Origin of the sequence: Nostoc sp. (genome assembly GCF_035638895.1) — a bacterium.
Classification (GTDB): domain Bacteria; phylum Cyanobacteriota; class Cyanobacteriia; order Cyanobacteriales; family Nostocaceae; genus Nostoc.
Window position 1 is genome coordinate 1 of sequence record NZ_DASQZC010000681.1, and the last position, 21,225, is coordinate 21,225.

Annotated in this window: 8 protein-coding genes; 5 read left to right on the top strand and 3 right to left on the bottom strand. The window is 39.1% G+C overall.

What is annotated here, in order from left to right; genetic code table 11:
• Window positions 1–760: 760 nt before the first annotated feature.
• Window positions 761–6,724 carry a non-ribosomal peptide synthetase gene (locus VE944_RS31970; protein WP_324987203.1) on the bottom strand — a complete coding sequence of 1,988 codons (5,964 nt, stop codon included), beginning with the start codon at window positions 6,722–6,724 and terminating at the stop codon, window positions 761–763.
• 1,272 nt (window positions 6,725–7,996) lie between these two features.
• On the opposite strand from VE944_RS31970, the gene VE944_RS31975 reads away from it, so the two are divergent.
• The 5 genes from VE944_RS31975 to VE944_RS31995 all read left to right on the top strand — a co-directional run bounded on the left by VE944_RS31975 (window position 7,997) and on the right by VE944_RS31995 (window position 16,331).
• On the top strand, window positions 7,997–9,439 hold the full coding sequence (locus VE944_RS31975; protein WP_324987207.1) for a sugar transferase: 1,443 nt from the start codon (window positions 7,997–7,999) through the stop codon (window positions 9,437–9,439).
• Window positions 9,440–9,759: 320 nt separating this feature from the next.
• Window positions 9,760–11,148 carry an oligosaccharide flippase family protein gene (locus tag VE944_RS31980; protein WP_324987210.1) on the top strand — a complete coding sequence of 463 codons (1,389 nt, stop codon included), beginning with the start codon at window positions 9,760–9,762 and terminating at the stop codon, window positions 11,146–11,148.
• Window positions 11,149–11,232: 84 nt separating this feature from the next.
• The gene (locus tag VE944_RS31985) at window positions 11,233–12,321 is read left to right on the top strand and encodes a glycosyltransferase family 4 protein (protein ID WP_324987213.1); all 1,089 of its coding nucleotides are present in this window, start codon (window positions 11,233–11,235) and stop codon (window positions 12,319–12,321) included.
• A gap of 161 nt (window positions 12,322–12,482) precedes the next feature.
• Window positions 12,483–13,709: an O-antigen ligase family protein gene (locus VE944_RS31990; protein WP_324987216.1), complete on the top strand. Its 1,227-nt coding sequence runs from the start codon at window positions 12,483–12,485 to the stop codon at window positions 13,707–13,709.
• Window positions 13,710–14,114: 405 nt separating this feature from the next.
• Window positions 14,115–16,331 (top strand): GumC family protein, encoded by a 2,217-nt coding sequence (locus VE944_RS31995; RefSeq protein ID WP_324987220.1) that lies wholly within the window; start codon window positions 14,115–14,117, stop codon window positions 16,329–16,331.
• Between the two features lie 517 nt (window positions 16,332–16,848).
• Here VE944_RS31995 and VE944_RS32000 read toward each other — a convergent pair.
• Together VE944_RS32000 and VE944_RS32005 are read right to left on the bottom strand one after the other, a co-directional pair.
• Entirely contained in the window at window positions 16,849–18,252 is a 1,404-nt protein-coding gene (locus VE944_RS32000) for a right-handed parallel beta-helix repeat-containing protein (RefSeq protein ID WP_324987222.1), read from the bottom strand.
• 1,067 nt (window positions 18,253–19,319) lie between these two features.
• Window positions 19,320–20,792 (bottom strand): SLBB domain-containing protein, encoded by a 1,473-nt coding sequence (locus tag VE944_RS32005; RefSeq protein ID WP_324987224.1) that lies wholly within the window; start codon window positions 20,790–20,792, stop codon window positions 19,320–19,322.
• Between the last annotated feature and the right edge of the window lie 433 nt (window positions 20,793–21,225).

A 21,225-nucleotide genomic window follows, 5' to 3' on the forward strand; every position in this document is an offset into this window, starting at 1 on the left:
AGTCAATTCTGAGTCTGAATGGTAGGGCTTTCACCTACATCTGACCGAGAGTTCAACCTTTAATGACAGTAATCTGCTGTCAGGTTGGCTTAGTTATGTACGGACTGGATACCGCGATTCCTAAGCAACGAATCGCACGGGAACATCTTCCCATTTGAACTGATATCTCATGCCACCGCAGGAAAACACTGGCATCTGTAATTCTGTGCGTCCAAATCGTCTATATAGCATCAGTAAATTGTGGATTGCTTACCAACTTAAAATCTAAAACAACAGCCATTTAAGCCGACAGTGCCACAATAACTACCTCTGTTCAATCTGTGACACTAGCAGGATTCATCGCATACTAAATTGGTCAGGTCTTTTGGTTATTGGACTGCGACCAGTATTCCCATTCCACAAAATAATTATCTCATCCTAGTTAGCACTAGCAAACATTTCTCCATTATTTTCTTAATTAGTGTTTAGGCTAATATCATGTCCGCATAAATAGTTATGCTAACCACAGCCATTACACCCCACCCCCAGCCCCTCCCCGCTTGCGGGGAGGGGAGACAAAGCGTAGCTTTGGCGGGGTGGGGTTCTTAAGGTCTAATAAGCAATCAAGCGGACATGATATAAGACATGACAAAACCACCCAGCAGTGCTGAGTTGAGGCTAGAAAAAATCCAAAATCCTTAAACCTCGTATCCTTTTAGTTTCTTTCAATCCAAAATCAGAAATTGGTTGACTTCTTTTGCTAAGGTAGCGGGTTGTCAGGTTAATTCTTTGGAGACTGCGCTTGGATTAAGCAATTTCTCAATGTTTCGGCTAACACCTCTACATGCGGTTCATTAAGTTGGCCAAGGTGAGATCCGGGAACATAATGAATATCTAATCCTCCAGCAACTACTTCGCCCCAGCCGAATTGAGGATCGTATTGTGTGCCTATAGCTTCGTCCCGATTTTGATCCTCTGTTCGCAAGAGGATAGCTTGACCAGGGTAAACTGGGAAAATATATTCACTAACGGCTTGAGTGTTAGCATCTATAATTTTTAAGTGCTTGTCACTTACAGGTATATCTAGTGCCACTTCCAAGTAACGGTCGTATGTATTTTGGAGAAGAGACTTACGCCAATAACTCCATCTCACAACTCTTTGCCAAAGGTAGGCTGGCCCTTGTTGAACAATATTATTTAAATGCAATAAAACTCGCTTGAGAAATGACGCTCGCCAGCTATAACCTGGACGGCAACTATCAAGCATAACTATAATACCAACTTGTTCGCCCTGTTCTCGCAGTTGCCGAGCCATCTCGAAAGCAACCACACCCCCAAAAGAATAACCTCCCAAAAAATAAGGGCCATTGGGCTGAAGGGTCTGGATTTCTTGAATGTAGTGAGTTGCCATGTCTTCAACCCGTGTATGGAAAGGATGTTTTCCATCTAACCCTTGTGGTTGTAATCCGTAGAATGGTTGGTCTGGCCCCAGATGCTGTGCCAATTCACGGAAACACAAGACTTCTCCACCCAGTCCGTGAATACAGAAAAAAGGTGGCTTGAAACCATTGGGTTGAATTTCTACCAAAGATGACCAAGTAGTTATTGATTCGTCTAAGGTATTTACTAAAGCCTTGTTTGCTGCTAAATCTTCTTGACAAATTATTTGGGCTAGAGCCTCTACAGTACCTGACTGGAAGAGAATGGCAAGAGGCAGATTTTTATTAAATGTCTTCTCAATCTGCCAAAACAGCTTTACTGCTAAGATGGAGTGCCCTCCTAACTCAAAGAAGTTATCGTTGACGCCAATGGGCTGCACACCTAAAGTTTGTTCCCAAATCTCTGTTAGCTGGCGTTCCACATCATTACGGGGAGCAACAAACGTAGCTTCCGACCCTTGCCTTGATAAGTCGGGTGCAGGTAAAGCGCGGCGGTCTACTTTGCCGTTGGGGGTTAAAGGCATGGTGGAAAGCAAGACGAAAGCCGAAGGGAGCATGTACTGTGGGAGCTTTGTTAAAAGGAAACTCCGTATGTCGCTAATTGTAGATGCCCAGTCTTGATTCGGGATAATGTAAGCTACTAAACGTTTATCTCCAGGAACATCTTCACGGGCAATTACTACAGTTTGGAATACATGCGGGTGCTGGGCTAATACCGTCTCAATTTCCCCTGGCTCAATGCGTATCCCACGGATCTTAACTTGATGATCTCGGCGACCGAGAATTGCTAGAGAGCCATCTGGACGATAGCAACCGCGATCGCCTGTATAATAAATCCAATCTCGCTCGTCATTCCGAAAGAGGTTTTTGACAAATCGAGAACGGTTTTCTTCTTGAGCATTTATATAACCCAAAGTGCGGAATGGCGTTCTCATAACGATCTCGCCTGGTTCACCGATGCCACACAGTTGGTTATTTGGTGTTAAAACTAGTGCTTGGGTTTCAGGGAGCGGTAATCCTACTGGCTGTATGCCTGGTATACACTCCACAGGTATTTTGTAATAACACTTCGCCAAAGTTGTCTCTGTCGGCCCATAGAGATTGACAATTTTACCTGATTCAGGAAAAGCATCGCGCCACCGATATACCAATGTCTCCTTGAGAGGTTCTCCAGCAAAGAACAACCAGCGTAAGTTACGTAGATAGACTCCTGACGGCACATTGGCTAACCATGATTGCGCCAGCGATGGAACTGTGTGCAGCACAGAAATTTGCTCATGTTCCAAGTAATTCAGAATTTTAGTTGGTTCTAGGTTGTGCCCTTCCTCTGGCAAACATAGGGTTGCACCACTAGTCAAAGGTAAGAAGATATCTCTAAGAACTACATCAAAGGAAAGACCTGTCAATTGGGCTACCCGGTCTTGCTGACCAATTTCAAATGTCTGCCTCTGCCAGTTGAGAAAATGTGCCATCCCTTTATGGCATCCCAGCACTCCCTTGGGTATACCAGTGGTGCCAGAAGTAAAGAAAATATAAGCTGGATCATCGGCAGCGATTTCAGGCAAGTTTATTGTTTTACTGCCGTCCTGGGGTGAATCTATCGCTTCTCCTGTGTCTGGGTTTACACGGATAACAATTAAAGATTTGTATATTTCTTCATCTTCTGGGTACTGACTATCAATATATAATATATATTTAGCTTTAGCTTCCTCTAGCATAAGCAGGTGGCGTTGGCATAGCCCACCAAAGTTATCTCTGGGAAGTTTTGGATCGAGAGTCAGTAGAACACCGCCACTCAAAAGTACAGCGTTCATACTCGCAATCAGTCCAAAGCTTCGTGTCCCGAACACGGCTACAACATCTCCCCGTTGGACTCCGTAAGACAACATCACCCGTGCTAAAGCTTGAGCGCTTTTGCCTAATTCTCCATAATTCCAAGTGCGAGATCCTTGACGGAGTGCCGAATGTTCTGGGGTGCGATTTACCCAAGAGGTAAACATTGTTGTTACCAATTCGTACCGAGGCTCTGGCAAAACCGCCCTTGGTTCTGGGAGCAAAGTTCTGGCTCCTGGTGTCACAAGAGAATACAAACTAATCTGGCATTCCGTTGCAGCAACAATTTGATTTAACAAATGATGGAATTGATTCAGCATTTCCATCATCCGCTCTGAAGTAAACAGATCAGTGTTGTAGACTAAATCAAGTTGGATTCCCTGATTTTTTTCTGTCACATACAAAGTTAAGTCGAACTTAGAAGCTGTTTCTAACATCGAAACTGGTTCTATAGCCACCCCAGGTAGTTCCAGTTGGATATCCTTTAAGTTGAGCATATTAAACCACACTTGAAACAGTGGGTTACGGCTGGTATCTCGCTCTGGTTGCAGTTCTTCTACCAGTTTCTCGAAAGGCATATCTTGATGGGCATAAGCACCTAATGCCATCTGGCGAACTCGATTTAGCACTGAACGAAAACTAGGATTACCGGAAAAATCAGTCCGTAAAACGACGGTATTAATAAAAAATCCGATCAACCCTTCAATTTCCGAACGGTTACGTCCAGCAATAGGAGAACCGATGAGAATATCTTCTTGCCCACTGTAGCGGTGCAAGATTGTCCCAAAGGCCGCCAGCAAGGTCATAAATAGGGTAACACCTTCCTGACGCGAGAGTTCAATGAGCGATGCACTCAGAGTCTGCGGTAGCATGAGGGATTGAGCCGCCCCCTGGTAAGTTTGCACTGGTGGCCGTGGTCGGTCGGTAGGCAATTCCAGTACAGTATTAGCACCTGCTAACTGGGTTTTCCAATAGTCTATTTGGCTGGAGAGGACTTCACCCGATAGCCATTGATGCTGCCAGACTGCAAAATCGGCATACTGAATGGATAATTTTGCTAAAGGAGAAGGCTTACCGCTCAATAAGGCTTCATAAAGGGATGCTAACTGCTGCCAGAGAATACCCATTGACCAGCCATCAGAAGCGATGTGGTGCATCACCAACAAAAGTATCTGCTCCTGTTCGTCTATCTGGAGCAAGCAAGCTCGCAACATTAAGTCAGATTCTAAGTTAAAGGGGCGTTTTGTCTCTTGATTTAGTAGAGATTGTACCTGCTCCGGTGTTACTTTAACTATTTTGAGTTCAACTGACCGAGGCTTGCCAATAACTTGTATGGGGCTACCATTTGGTGATGTAATAAAGTTTGTTCGCAGTGCTTCGTGATGAATAACGATCGCATTTAGTGCCTGTTGTAATATACTCGCGTTGAACTCGCCCGTTAAGCGCAGTGCATTGGAGATGATATAAGCTGGGCTGTTAGGTTCCAACTGCTCCAAAAACCACACTCGCTGCTGGGCAAAGGATAAAGGGGCTGACTCGCGGTTGGCTATGAGAGGAATAGTCTGGTTTTGAGGATCATTTTCTTGAGTCTGGGTTTGAGCGATCGCTTGAGCTAAACTAGCGATCGTTGGATTCTCAAATAAAATCTGCAACGGCATTTCTATCTGAAAGGCTTGGCGAACCCTAGACATGACTTGCGTCGCCAGCAGTGAATGGCCTCCCAATTCAAAAAAATTGTCGTGAATGCCTACTTGTTCCAAACGCAAAACTTTTACCCAGATGTTAGCTAAGACTTCTTCTGTAGCATTCTGTGGTGGGACAAAGTTAGTTGACAGACCAAGGTCAGATGTATGCGGTGCAGGTAAAGCGCGGCGGTCTATTTTGCCGTTGGGGTTTAATGGCAGGTTGTCCAAAAATACAAATGAGGCAGGCAGCATATATTCAGGTAACCGACCTTGCAAAAAGCGGCGCAATTCAACCTGACTAGGAATTTGCTCTGGGTTGGCAACAATATATGCTACAAGTTGCTTGTCACCAGGAACCTCCTCTCTAGCTATGACTAGAGTCTGTGTTAGTGCTGGATATTGACCTAATATCGCTTCAATTTCTCCCAATTCAATTCGGAAGCCACGAATTTTCACTTGGTAGTCAATACGACCAAGGAACTCGATATTACCGTCTGGTAGAAAACGTGCCAAATCCCCAGTTTTGTAAAGACGTGCCCCAACTTCAGAGCTAAAAGGGTTGAAAATGAACTTCTCTGTGGTTAATTCAGGACGGTTAAGATAGCCTCGCGCTAAACCAATCCCGCCAATGTGCAGTTCACCTGATTCACCAACAGGCACAGGCTGCAAATTTTCATCAAGGATGTAAATCTCTGCATTAGCAATAGGGCGGCCAATGGGAGCAATGGTATAGTTAGTGCCACGCTGACAAGTCCAGAAAGTGGCATCAATGGAAGCTTCTGTCGGGCCATAGCAATTATGGAAAACATCATCCAAATTCAGTTGGGCAAAGAAGCGTTCTATGAGTTCGCTAGGTAAAGCTTCACCACCGCAGGTAATATGCTTAAGAAATCGGCAATTCTCAATTCCCTTCTCTTCCAGTAAGACACGCAGTATAGAAGGTACTAAGGCCAAGACAGTGATTCGCTGGTCAATAATCACCTTCACTAGATAAGCAGTATCTTGCTGTCCACCAGGGCGAGCCAAGATCAATTGCCCCCCAAAGCACAATGGCCAGAATATTTGCCATACTGAGGGGTCAAAGCTAAAAGAAATAGTCAGTAAAACTTTATCTGCTTGAGTTAATCTAAAGTTTGTTTGCCGCCAGTATAGTTGATTGCAGATACCACCATGAGGAATCATTACACCTTTGGGCTGTCCTGTAGAACCAGATGTGTAGATTACATAGATCAAGTTATCAAGCGTCGTTTGATTTACAGGATTTTCTTGATTATTTTGGATGTTACCTTGCCAGTTTGATTCTAGACAAACCACTTGCGCCTGATGCAGTGGTAGGTTCTTAACCAATTTTTCTTGCGTCAACAACACTGATGCCTGGGTATCTGACAAGATGAAGGCTAAACGCTCTGGGGGATATGCCGGATCTAAAGGCACATAAGCGCCTCCAGCTTTGAGAATACCCAGTATTCCTACGATCATCTCTAAAGAGCGCTCCACGCAAATTCCCACAAGTACTTCAGGCCCAACTCCCAAAGTACGTAGGTAGTGCGCTAGTTGATTCGCCCGCTTATTTAACTGTTGATAAGTAAGTTGTATATCTTCAAATACTACAGCAATTGCCTGAGGCGATCGCTCTACTTGCATCTCAAATATCTGATGGATGCACAGATCGTGATGAACTACTTGAGTGTTATTATATGCTTCTAGAACTTGAGTGTCGATGATGTGACTTAAGGTATTTAAAGGAATATTTTGCTTATACTCTGGAGTTTGGCTATTTCTCTGCATTTTTTATATATCAACTCCATCAACAAATGCGATTATTTTAATTTATTGTAAATGTTTTTATACAAAATTATCCGTGAGCCTGCATATTAATAAATGCCCTCACGATAGAAGCCTAGTTAGGCCTAAGGCCAGTCCAGTACGCGAAATGCTTCTGTTTTGCACTACCCATGCTAATTATATGCATCTTCAAACATACTTGATACTTAAAACTCTAACTAATCAATTTTTATTAAACATAATAACTGCTAAAATTTTACCAAATATTTTATTCCTAATTAAAACTTTAAAACCATTTAAATTTAAAAAATACCTGATTACATTATTGAGGTATATTTAGGTACAAGCCTTTAGTTTCAAGATTTTTGTTTACTTTACAAATGCTTTTTTGTATAACTCTCTATATGGTTCAAATACAATGACTGAATAGACTTTATCTTTTTCTACGAATATTTGCTGAAAGAAAAAACAATTATTACCCAATCTTCATTGTGTTTCTTCAAATATAAAAATACTGTAAAGCCAAAGAATTGATTCTCTGTCAGTAGGTAAAAATGTCTATAATGCAGATATGACAACACTCAACAGATATCAACCACTGTTGATATTACTTTATGACCAATTCTCTAGAGATGCCTATGAAACTTACTCAAGCTCAACCACGACAGGAAGTTATGTAAAGTTTTGTAACGATAATCAAGTTTTTGATGAATTTTGTTATATTCTGTGCGTGTAAGTTTTGTTAATCAGTAATTATGCGTAAAGGAACAGACAACTTCTAAGCAAAGCTGAATTAGTATAGCTAAACATGCTACAGTAATTTCCGAAGGCATATCATTGCCTAATAGAAGTGAAAATCTGCAATGGAACTGTAGTAACTTAGTTCAACTCTTACGCACCTTAAAAATCCTTCCTAATATTTGTATCTGAGCTACTTGATTACCTGACCTACTTGATTATTTACGTCAGGGATTTTATTCTGCTATTAAGTTAACACTCACCAGAAAATCTTTGTTTTGGCATCTAAAGCTCAAAATTTCCAGGCTAAACTGGATTCTATCCTGCAATAAAAGCTAAGTATCTGGGTAGTAACTGCGCTCAACCGACCCTACGAAGAAGCTTTTGATCAAGAATTTAAATTTAAAGTTAGTGCAAAGAAAATGGTTAATTAGTAGGCTATAAAGTCTAGGTTTCTTTGAAATAAAAAATATGAGATCCCCCGCAGCGTTAATATAAACTTTCATCAAATTTTAACTACACCAAGTCTTTATAACTATGAGTAATCAAAGCATTACAACAAGTAAATTCAATGAAGTGCCTTTAGATTTACGTGCATCTTCATTTGCCAGGGTACGTAAGGGTTCGTGGTGGTTGAGATTAACAACATTGTTTTTAGTAGACTATACTCTTTTATCCTTGGCTTGGGTTATAGCTGGATATCAATCTTCTTATGGGCATTTTACTTCGTATATACAGAGTCATTATTTGCCGATTCTAATAACTATTGCTATTCAAATAGGCTCATTAGCTATCGAGGGTATTTATCGAGAAGGTCAAAAACGCTATGACTATTTCAATATTATAAAATCGTTAACTTTTGCTCATGGATTAATACTCCTAGTTTGTCTTTTATATAAGCCAGTCATTGATATTACACGCCCAAGATTAATATTATTATCTTGGTTGCTAAGTATATTATTTATTTGTACTGGTAGATATGCTATAAATATCACACTTGAATATCTGCGTAAACAGAAAAAAATAGTTCGATCTTCTGTCTTTATTATTTGTGATACTCAAGACCATGAGCAGATAGCTAGCTTTATAAAAAAAGAAAAACATTATATTGTCTCTGGAACTGCTAAAGCTAATTCATTAGATAGATATCAACGTCAAAAAACATTGAATCAACTTAATGAATTAGGTGTAACAGAAGTTTTTATATCTTGGGATGCTCTAAAAAATAGAATGTTTTTATGCTGGTTATTTCAAGCATCTGGCATCCAAGTACATATTTTGCCGATGGAATTAAAACCAATTTATAAAAACATAGAATTTAATAAAATAGGGGGAATGCCTTGTCTGAGTTTGGATTGTCCAATTATTACAGGTAAAGATTTTTGGATAAAGCGTACTTGTGATTTTTGCTTTGCGACTTTATTTGTAATGTTATCATTTCCTATTTATATAGCTATAGCTATAGCTATCAAACTGGACTCTCCCGGCACAGTATTTTACAAACAAACCCGTATAGGTTTACATGGGCAACAGTTTAAAGTATGGAAATTCAGAACTATGAGGTCTGATGCAGAAAAATTCCAAAAAGAATTAGAAGCATTAAATGAAACGAAAGATGGGATTATCTTTAAAATTAAAGATGATCCTCGCATTACCCATGTTGGAAAATTCCTTCGACGTTATAGCTTAGACGAATTACCCCAACTTTTTAACGTTATCCTTGGAGAAATGAGTATAGTAGGCCCTCGCCCTTTACCTATTAGAGATGTAGATAAGTTTTCTGAACATCATTTTATTCGCCATGAGGTTTTACCTGGTATTACAGGTCTTTGGCAAGTCTCAGGTCGCTCAGATATTTTAGATTTTGAACAAGTGATAAATCTTGATCTTAACTACATCGAAAATTGGTCGCTTCGGTTAGACTTTGAAATTCTCCTAAAAACAGTTATGGTAGTTTTGAAAAAAGAAGGTGCTTACTAGGGTTAGAAAACAAAATCATAGCAGACGGCAATAATTATAGTATTTACATTTTGATACAATTATTGCAGTTTTCGGTAGAGTTTCTGTTTTTCACGCATTAAATTTAGATTTTCTAGTTTATTCTAGTTTGCTGAGTGATTAACAACCTACTTAAAGATGACAAAAGGTTTTGCGTTCACTACTCAGGCTTCTAACGATATATGCAAAAAAAATGAGGTTATGAGATAGACAGGTATTGGCAATTCAAAATGAGCGAATTAAGGTGAATTAATAGTTTAAGAATGGTAGAAAAGTACAAATTCATAAGTAATTCCCTCTCAATGATAGTCAATCGGTTAGTGCAAAGTATAACAGCTTTTGTATTAACCGCTGCTATTGCTCGTAATCTAGGAGCTGAAGCTATAGGCCAGTATCTCCTAGCCTATAGCTACTACTTTATCTTTGTGGGCATTGCTTCACAGGGACTAAAGATATTATTTACAAGAGAACTAGCCCGTGAACCACAAAAAACATCAGTTTATTTGATGAGTGGTACTTGCTTGCAGTTAATATTTAGTCTGCTCAGTTATGGAGCATTGGTGATTGTAGTATTTTTACTTCCCTATAGTTCCAAAACCTCGACTCTTTGCTACATAATGGGCTTAACGATAATTCCCTTTGCACTTTCCAACGTAACAGAGGCAATTTTCCAAGCTAAAGAAAAGATGCATTTGATTGCCATTGCTACAGTCCCAGTGTATGTAGTACGTCTAATAATAATGATCTGGGCGATGCAACTGAAGTATGGAATTGAATATCTGGGAGCGATACTATTTTTTTCGGAAACATTAATTCTCCTAATTGAATGGATTTTCATCACACAGTCCGTCAAAATAGAATGGCAAATTGATAAAGATTTTGTATGGAATACAATTAAAAGTGTAAAGACATTTTTTGCTATTGAAGCAATAGCTGTAGTAAGTAGTAGAATTGAAATTTTGATTCTTTCATTGTTAGGTAATGAGTTGTTAGTAGGTCTTTTCGGTGCAATAGTACAACTGCTACAACCATTTTTAATTATTGCCAACAGTATAACTGTAGCAATGTTTCCGAGACTCTCAAAAGTAGTAAATCAAGGACGGGACAAGCAGAAACAGATCACGGAAAATATTATTGAAATTTTACTAATCATGGCATTACCCTTATTTATGGGAATGTTATTTTTTGGTAAAGATATACTAATTTTTATTTATGATTCTAGCTTTGCTCAAGCAAATCTAGCCCTTCGTTTAATTGCTATATCACTTTTTTTTCTGCCCTTTACGCGCTCACTCTCCTATCTACTTGTAGCCAATGGTTTCGAGATAGTTAACCTGCGTGAAGTGGTTATTACCACTACATTAGGAAGCTTGGGAGGTATGGCATTAGTTTCACAATATCAGTTACTAGGTGCAGCCTTAATGGCATTATTAATGACTATTCTTGGTTTTAGCCAGTTTATTTATTTCACCTATACTCGCCTTTTTTCATTAGATTTATGGCGAATTATGCGCCGACCGTTAATCATAAGCATTATGATGCTACCTATATTCGTGTTATTGCAAAAAATTAGCTTGGACTTTATATTTACTCTACTTATTGCAACTTGTGCCTATGTTTTATTTGTGATTTTTCTAGGGATTAGTGCGTTTGGCGGGTTTCGTTTTTTGTGGATAAAACTTTTAAGATAGCAGTAGTTGTTTAAAATAAAATTCCACCAATCAGGTATCTAGATTTGTTGAATAAATAATTTAAGTGATAATATAATCTTAATTATGATTAAACTTGCGTTATTACATTTTGGCTTTGAAGACTACACCATCGAATTAGCAAACAGTCTGGTTAAATATGTTGATTTAACGCTAATTCATCCGGAGAATGTCTGTATCAATGTTCTTGATTCCAGTATCCGCGTTATTAGCTTTAAAAAACCACGGATTCGCGACCCGCGTAACCTAGTGTCTATGGGCACTATGATGCGTATCATCAAGGACATACAGCCAGATGTTTTACATGTGCAAGAAACTAACGATCCTTGGTACGATTGGACTTTGTTACTCAACAAGATGCCACCATTGGTGACAACTATCCACGATATATTCCGTCACCCAGGGGATAGTATGGCTGTATTCGGTTCAGAGTATACCAGGCGTATTGCTTTCTACCGTTCCCAACAATTGATTGTCCATACTCATCAACTAAAAAAGATTCTAATTGAACAATTTAGTTTACCTCAAGAGCGAGTTAATGTTATACCGCATGGGGAACTTGGTAGTTTGTATCAGCGCCGAGGTAATCACTTGAGTCAGCCTCGTGATCCAAATACATTGCTATTTTTTGGACGCATCTGGCCTTATAAAGGATTGAAATATTTGCTTGAAGCTATGCCTTTAATTGCTGAACGTGTCCCTGAAGTTAAGCTGATTATTGCTGGACGGGGAGAAAATATAAAACAATATTTCCCTAATGGCTATGATGAGAAACGCTACGAGATTATCAATGACTTTATACCCCTTGAAGAAGTAAGTAATCTATTTCAACGCAGCACAGTTACAGTTCTGCCATACATAGAAGCTTCTCAAAGTGGTGTAGCAGCCTTATCTTATGGAATGGGAACACTGGTTGTAGCCTCTGAGGTAGGGGGATTGAGTGAGATAGTTCAGCATAAAAAAGATGGGTTGTTAGTTCCCCCTTGTGATGTTCAATCCCTAGCTGATGCCATAATTTGTTTATTAAGCGATCGCAACTTGCAACAACGTATGCAAACTGCGGCACTAGCTCGTTGTCAGCAAGATTTAAATTGGTCAAATATTGCCGCTCAAACTGTGGAAGTTTATCAAAAAACCATAAGAACGGGGCATTAATAGCACTGTACTCATTACTTTTACATTTAACCAACATAATAATTAAAAATTTAATAAACAAAGTATTAGTCAAAATCGATTGATACTAGTAACCACTAATCCCTGACTTGCTTAATCTATTTTCTATCTATATGTATACATGATGATACATATCATAAAAAATGAGGAAATTTTTAATTTCGGCTGAACAAACACTTACATTGGCTTGCTTGATGCTCTACTCAGGAACTCCATTAGATGCTTTTCTAACGGATGGCTATAGTATAAAAGAGGGTGATAGAACTATATTTCGATTCCTTTATACTTTTACATATATAGTTTGCCTTTCCTTGATTGCTCTACGCTGGAAGAAGGTTACTTACATTGTTTTAAGCAAAGATAAGTTGATTTGGATATTGATTGGAGTTTGTGCACTTTCTAGTCTTTGGTCTTCAGATCCAGAGACTACTATACGTCGCGTTATTGCTCTGGCAGGAACAAGTATCTTTGGACTTTATTTAGCTTCACGCTACAGCTTAAAGCAGCAACTGAAGTTACTTGCATACATGTTTGGCATTTCAGCAGTAATGTGTTTCTTATTTGTTATTTTTATACCAAAATATGGTATTGCAGGTGGTATTGATGGAAATACTTGGCGAGGAATATTCCCAACTAAGAATGTTCTTGGCAAGAGATTTGTACTTAGTGGAGCAATATTTTTCTTCCTTGCCATGACTACTCGAGAAAATCGCTGGGTTTTATGGCTTGGCTATGTTACTTCTGGATTACTTGTATTATTCTCAAAATCAACAACATCCCTAGGTAACTTTATAATCATTACAGGTGTTTTTCTTATATATTCTCAAATTTTACATTTAAAGTATAAAGTAATGATACCTGTTGTAACGTTACTGTCAACAGTTGGTATAGCTTTTTACACCTTGTTTGTCTCACAAGCTGATACAATTTTAGGCTCAGTAGGTAAGGACACAACACTCACTGGACGTGTAGAATTATGGCCTGCTGTGTTAGAGATGATTGCAAAAAAACCGTGGCTAGGATATGGCTATGGAGCATTCTGGGACAAGAAGGGTGATTCTTCTATCATTATACAAACCGTACAATGGAACGCTCCTAATGCTCACAATGGTTTTTTGGATCTCTGGCTAGCGTTGGGTCTACTAGGAGTTTTGGTTTTTCTAACTGGGTTCGTTATTAATTTATTAAAAGCAATATATTTCATCCGATGGAATAAAACATCTGAAAATTTATGGCTTTTAGTTTATTTTACCTATATTATTCTTTCAAATCTAACTGAAACTACATTATTAGAGCAAAATAGCATGGAATGGATACTTTATGTATCAGCAATATTATCAAGCAAACTTTCTACACGCGCAAATCTGTAAAAATAAAATCAATAGTCTTACTCGATCTCAGCCGAAGCCTGGGAAGCGTTTGGAATCTGGGAAAATCAATCAAACCTTAACTTGCGATGATTTTATGGAAGTGAGGTCAAAATGTATTGCTTCCATTCAAGAAGGGCTATATCTTCTGAGATAGTAGCCGAAGGACAACGCAGAATGAAGATTCTTAAGTGGTAATATCAAGCTCTGAAACTGTTAGAGGCTTATGATAAAATTTGGCAAAGCTAGTAATCACTTTAAATTTAGAATGGAAACTAAATTTGTAACTTAGATAGTCTATACTATTGTCAGATTGTCAAACAGATCAGTCATGTCAATTGCAGTGGTTTGTGCATTCTCTAAGTCAATTTTTAGTTTCTTGCTTAAAACCTGTACTTTTGAAGATTTATGTCAAAAAAATCTATGGAATCTAGAGAATCTATCGATTTAGACCTTAGCCGTTACTTATTGATATTAAAACGATGGTGGCTACCTGGTACTGCGATATTTGCAGCTACAGTTATGCTCAGTGTTATAGCTACACAATTTCCGAGGCCATCCTATGAAGCCGAAGGAAAACTTTTATTTAGAGTTCCTTCTTTTAAAGTAGCAGGCTCCAATCTTTTGCCTACTAATACTGAAGGAGGAGATGGAGGAGATTTAAAATCCTTGCTAGCAAATCAAAATCCTATAAACACTCAAATAGAAGTTATTTCTTCACCTACTATATTGCAGCGAACAATAGACAAACTAGGGCTTAAAGACAAAGAAGGTAAACCCATAGAGGTAGACCAACTACGAAAAGGCGTGATCTTGAAAATTGTTAACGGCACAGATGTATTGCGAATTAGCTATACCAGCCGTGACCCTGAACAAGCAGCGGCAGTCGTTAACACAATTATGAATCTTTATTTAGAAAATGATATTTTGACAAATCGCTCTGAGGCAGCAGCAACTCGTCAATTTATGGCCAAGCAGCTTCCTAAAACTCAAGAGGCTGTTAATAATGCAGAAGTAGCGCTACGTATATTTAAACAGAAGCATCAGATAGCTAATTTATCAGAGGAGACAAAATCAGCCGTTGAAACTATTGGAAATCTCGACAATGAGATGAATACTGTTAGGGCTCAACTCGATGAGGTAAATGCGCAAACCAATGAACTGCGCCAGAAAGTAGAGCTAAATTCTCAAGAAGCGATCGCTGTGAGTGCCCTCAGTCAGTCACCCGCAGTACAGGGAGTTCTTACACAACTTCAAGATACTGACCGACAGATAGCGGTAGAGCGTAGCCGTTTTTTAGATGACAACCCCGTAGTTATTAACTTAGAAGCAAGGAAAGCTAGCTTACAATCACTCCTGCAACAGCAAGTTGGTCAGACTGTTGGTAATCAAACACAAATTCCGCAGAGACTATTGCAGATTGGAAATCTGAGACAAAACTTAATCCAAAGTTTTCTGCAATCAGAAGTACAGCGCTTTGGTTTAGCTAAAAGACTCTCATCTCTGTCTAATTCCCGTCTTGCCTACGAGCAGCGAGTAAAAATCATACCTCAGTTAGCACAAAATCAGCGGGAGTTAGAACGGAAAGTTGAAGTTGCAGAATCCACATATCAAACTCTCTTGAAAAAGGTACAAGAATTACAGTTAGTTGAGAATACAAATACAGCCAGTTCGCGGATTATTGCTCCGGCTTTAGTTCCAAACAAGCCAGTAACAGGCAAAAAAATTATCATTTTATTGCTAGGAGTGATGTTCGGTTTATTTTTGGCTACTACAACTATTCTCTTCCTAAGCATGAGAGATAGATCATTGAAAACGCTTAAAGAAGTCAGAGATGTATTTAGATATACGTTGCTGGGAATTATTCCTTTATCTGTTAAAAAGATTCGTCGTGATTCAAATGTAGAACCAAAAATTGCTGTTAGAGATACGCCTTACTCTTTAACTAGTGAAATGTACCGCATGATTCAAGCCAACCTGAAATTTCTGAGTTCAGATAAAGTACTTAAAACTATTGTGGTAACTAGCGCAGTTCCTAAAGAAGGCAAGTCTACAGTTTCAGCTAATTTGGCAGCAGCGATCGCTCAACTAGGGCGTAAAGTTTTATTAATTGATGCAGATATGCGAATTCCTTCTCAGCATCATCTTTGGCAGCTAACCAATGCAGTTGGTTTGAGTGAGGTTCTTGTAGGTCAGGCTGAATTTGACGTTACTGTATCTAAGGTAATGGATAATCTTGATGTCTTAACTGCTGGGGTTAGACCTCCCAACCCACTGGCTTTGCTTGACTCTAAACGGATGGCATCATTAATTGAAAATTTTTCATCTCAACATAACTATGATTTTGTAATTATTGATGCTCCTCCCCTGCTTTTAGCAGCCGATGCCTTGACTCTAAGCCAAATGACTGACGGGATTTTGTTAGTAGCTCGACCTGGGGTAATTGATTCTAACAGTGCTAACGCTGCTCAAGAGATGTTGGAAAGATCCAATTACAACGTACTAGGCTTAGTCGTGAATGGAATCATTGATAAAAATGAATCTAGTAGTTATTTATATCACGAGCACGAATATTTTAAACCAACAAAGTTGGCAAAAGAATTTCAGGGGCTTGCAAAAAAATAAAACTTTCAAAGGTTAGGAACTACTCCTATTGATAAGCCATGATCATAATTCATGTGACTGAAGAGGCAGGAAAGTAAGACGTAAGATGCAAGCAATAATGCGTCCTTGTTTCAAGCCCTTGCATTTATGTATGGGGTTCTCTCCCCAGAAAAAGCTGCTCCTTTTCTTCTTCTTTAATAGTTTAAGATGGGAAATGTAAGTTAAAACTTACAGTTTGCCCATTTTATTTTTATTAGAGTTAGGAAAAATCAGGAATCTAGTTTTGATCGGGGATTGAATATAGAAAATTGATTGCCGTTGAAGCAACAGCTAGGTTTAGCACGCAATTATCTATGCATTAGCGTAGCCTGATACAAGTATTAACTATCTTCGCAAACGCTGAAACCCTGATTCTTTACCACACTTTTTCTTAGTTTTTAAGAAATGAGCCAACAGTGTGTTACAAAAACGGGTTGTAGACAAAAAGGCTGGATAAATCAGGATTTTGCCATACAACCCAATTCCATACTCTTAACTACTACCGCATTTCGTATGCCCCTCTATCGGATCGTGAACCCTTCACACGAGGTTCGCCTATAAAATCGGTTTTCACACTATTGAACTTCATACCACTATTGATTGCTGGACTCGTAGACTTCAGCCTAAAATCACCATTGTAGGGATTCATAAAGAGTGGATCTGCAATCATATCACTAGACCCGGAAACAGGTATCAAAGAACTATTGGCGTTGAGGTTGTAGTCAAATCTAACGTTCTTACCACCGTATCTTACGTTTATCCGTTTCCCACGCTCAGAATAAAGAATGTTATTGAGAACGTTGACATTATTTGAAGCATTAACCGAGATTTGCCCGTCTGAAATTTCCGGACTCTGGTTATTCATATAACTAGTGTTGTAGACAATATCGATATTCTCACTTTGGAAAGTGTGAATGCCGCGACCACCATTTTTATATGAGATATTGCTAGCAATCAAAGTACGTCCTCGATACGCACTTATTTTTGATCCTTTTTGCTTATTCATTCCACGATCAATAATAATGCCATTACCGTCTTGGATCTTGCCATTAAAAATCCAGGGAACGAGCATTTTATTGTTGTAGACCTTGTTTTTGGTAACAAATATCTTGTAGTTTTGGTTGTTGTCAGAATTCCAATTGTTGAGCAGCGAAATGCCACTACAGCCGTAAACTGAGTACCAGGCATTATTAAATACCTCGTTATTATCTATTGTTAGATAGTCTGATTCAATGGCTGAAATACCTCCGCCTCCACAATTATGTACCTTGTTGTTGAGAATACGTATATGGTGGGAACGACCATCTTGTCCTCCTTCTATGCTGATACAATTTCCATTGGTCAGGGGGTTTGATTGGTTATACTTCTGACTCAGCCCATAACTACGAGAAATTTTGCCATTGCTCCCTTCAACCTCCAGCCCATTAACTTCAATATATGATGCTCCATCGTTAATCAAAACTCCATTCCATCCATTGTGCTGAAGTTTCGGTTGCTGTCCAGGGTATGCCTTATACGTAATCCATGCATTTGCCCTTCCAGAGCGTTTAATATGTACTACCGCTCCCGATGGATGTGAATTCTTGTATACCCCATCCATAATAAGTACCGTGTCCCCAGGGTTACTCAGGTCTGCTGCTCTTTGAATTGTCCTAAAGGCAGATGAGGTAGTGCGTCCGCTATTTCTATCGTTTCCTTTACCACTAACATAGTATGTTGTCCCATTTGAAATAGAACTGATCAGTTTGCGGCTTGGTAGTGGCATTTCTTGATCAGTGGGTGACTGCCGAACATCTTTAACAAAAGACTCTGTTATTCTCTGTCCTTGAACCAGACCTGTTAATGCCCAGGGAAGTACAAGAGATGCGCTCAAACTGAGAAAACCTAAACCATGAATCATCATAGGGAAAAAATAGGGTATGTTGCAAAAACTGATTCGTCAACGGTCAGTAGCTCTAGCCTTAGTCAGTAACTCAGTATTGGATACAGTCGTGAATTGCCATTTGTAACTTTATACACCCTTTATCAGGTTTCAACCTGAGAGTTCCCACGTAGATATGCCTGAAAAGCCTTTTTAACTTGTCTTCCAGAAAATAGCAATTGTATAGTAAAAGTACTGAAGGAAAATGATTCAGTATCCACAGCTATTCCATTAATGGACACCAAGCAAGTGTACAAATGGCGTCATTTCCAATTCGACATCATTGTACTGTGTATACGCGATATCTGTGGTTAAGATAGTATATCTGTTATAAATTAGTTGATTTACTTAAATAATTCTTATCATAATGATAATCAATAAATAGATGAAGCCCTTATTTAAAGCAGTTTTTAGGATTAATTCCTTTTAAAGATTATCATTCTCATAAGATATCAGAGTAACTAAAACAAAGCTTGAAAAAGCCTATCAATAGCAGATTAAGAATTTTCAGTGAAAACTTTAGGTCTGGAGTACTTTTGAGGGAGTAATACTACCCAAAAAGATCCTAAAATTGAGATAGAAATACAATTTTCGACGAAGCGATCGCTGCATGTAAGCCAGTTCTGTACCCTAGTTTTATCCTGTGGCCGAGAGAGTGCGTAGCTTGCTTTCCTATAGGAGTACAAGAATAGCTTTTTCGTGAAATGGTATAAGCGGCTCCAACCCTTGGGATATGGCTGAAGCCGCTTATTACAAACCTTAAATTATTCACGCCCACTTACATTACTTCTTGCTGTCAAAAGGCAGTACAAGAGTAATTTAAGACTTGCCATTATGAGTCTATAGTTTTTTTCTATACCAATCCAATTTAAATTGTAAAAAAATACGGAGATAAAAATACCTATTTACAAGCTTTTCAAGTTTTTGTTTCTCACAAATGATTAAGTAAGCCTATATTAACTCTTGACTATTGAGCCGTGACTTATAGGTAGTGCAATTTTGGGGACGGAGAGATTTGACCAACGCCCCCATTTAATCCTTATCTTAAACTAGAGTCCGAATACCCTCAGAATACTAAATATAACACCTAGAGGCCCAGCTATGGTGTTTGTGGTATCGCCAGTCTTAGCTATACCCGATCGATTGACTACCACAACATCATTATTGCGGAGTATGGGATTAGTTTGCTCATTAATCCCAGCAGAGAAATCCATTTTTACAATACGTTTAGTCACAGAACCATTAGGGTTGAGGCGAATCAAATCAACAGAATCACTACTAGCTCTAGCATCATTAAATCCTCCAGCAGCGAGTATAGCTTGATTTAAAGAGCTATTCGGCTGAACGTCTGTTAATCCTGGTCTTTTAACTTCGCCTACTACACCAACTTGAATGCGTGCAGGAGACAAAGTAGTGGTAGCTAATTGAGTGGCTTCTGCGGGGTTAATTTCAGTTGCTGTCGGAATAACTATTGTATCTCCGTCTTGCACGATAATATCTTGATTGGTGTCACCACTCTGCAATAATTGCCAAAGATTGATATCTATAGCTTGTTCTGAACCAGCTCTTGTAGGTCGGCGTAGCTTGAGATTACGAATATCAGCCTGTGCTGTAATTCCCCCAGCTAGTTGAATTACCCGCGTCACATTTGGTAGACCATTGGGAGTGGTAGTACCACTATTAGTGGTTGCGCCTCCCCCCTGTGCATCTGTGCTAGCTGGGGTGACAAGATAGGAACCGGGACGGTTAACTTCACCGATAATTGTTACCGTGCGGGGTGTGGTTTGGCTAGCGGCAAAGTTAGCTGCAAATATATTGCGGGATTCTGCCACGTTGAAGTTGGTTGCAGTTGGCACAACTATAGTGTCTCCATCCCGCAAGGTAATATCCTGTGATAACCTGCCTGTTTGGATGAGTTCCTTCAAATTGATACTGACGGTTTGCTCTGAGGAGCGCCCTATTTTACGCCGTAATTGAACTTGAGTCACATCCGCAGCCAGCGTTACACCTTGTGCTGTTGTCAGTGCGGCTAATACAGTGGGGTATTGTACGCCGGGATTGTCTCCTGCGCCTCCGCTCAAGCTCAGGGTGTAAGCGCCTGGACGTGTCACCTCTCCGGCAACGAAAATATTGATGGGACGAGATGATAACAAATTGACTGAGATCAAGGGACGTTTCAGGAAGCGAGCATATCTTCTAGCAATTTCGTCAGCAGCCTGTTCGGTTGTTAGACCGAGGACTGACACACTGCCAATTAAAGGTAAGTTGATGGCTCCACCTGGGGGAATTTGATATTCCCCCGTATACTCAGGTACTTCAAATACATTTACACGGATGCGATCGCCGCCTCCTAATGAATAATTAGTATCTAATTGTGTTGATGTGTTTGGTGTTGGTGTTGTTGGTGGTAATGATTGTCCCTGAGCTAGACTAGCAAATGGAGCAACGGCATTGACAGCAGTTAACAAAGCTACACCCACAACTGGCTGAGTTAGGAATTTAAACAAACTTGTATTAAGCATATTTACCTGAGACTCTGAAACTACAATCAATAATGTACTGTCTTAACATTTTTATTTTGACTATACCTAAGTATTCATGTTCCCCAACACTCTTATTCTCCTCGAAAAGTGTCATTTTCCGGAGGAAATTTGTCTAGTGAATTTGAATTTTTAGTGAAGCTAATTTAAAGTTAAGCCAACTTGAATATAGAAATTCTAAAAAAATATTAAGAACTTCCGCAAATAAACGCAGTTTATACAAGAAGTTCTTTGTTAATCAATAAAGTACTTATAAATAAAATTTTCTTCTCAATGTCAATTTTACGACATTTAAACTCACAGTTTAAATCTGCTAGGGCTACCAAAATTATGAACAAGTTCATTAAATAAATACAAATAACCTTAAACAATTCGCAATTCGCAATTCGCAATTACGTTTTGAGATGGGGATTTA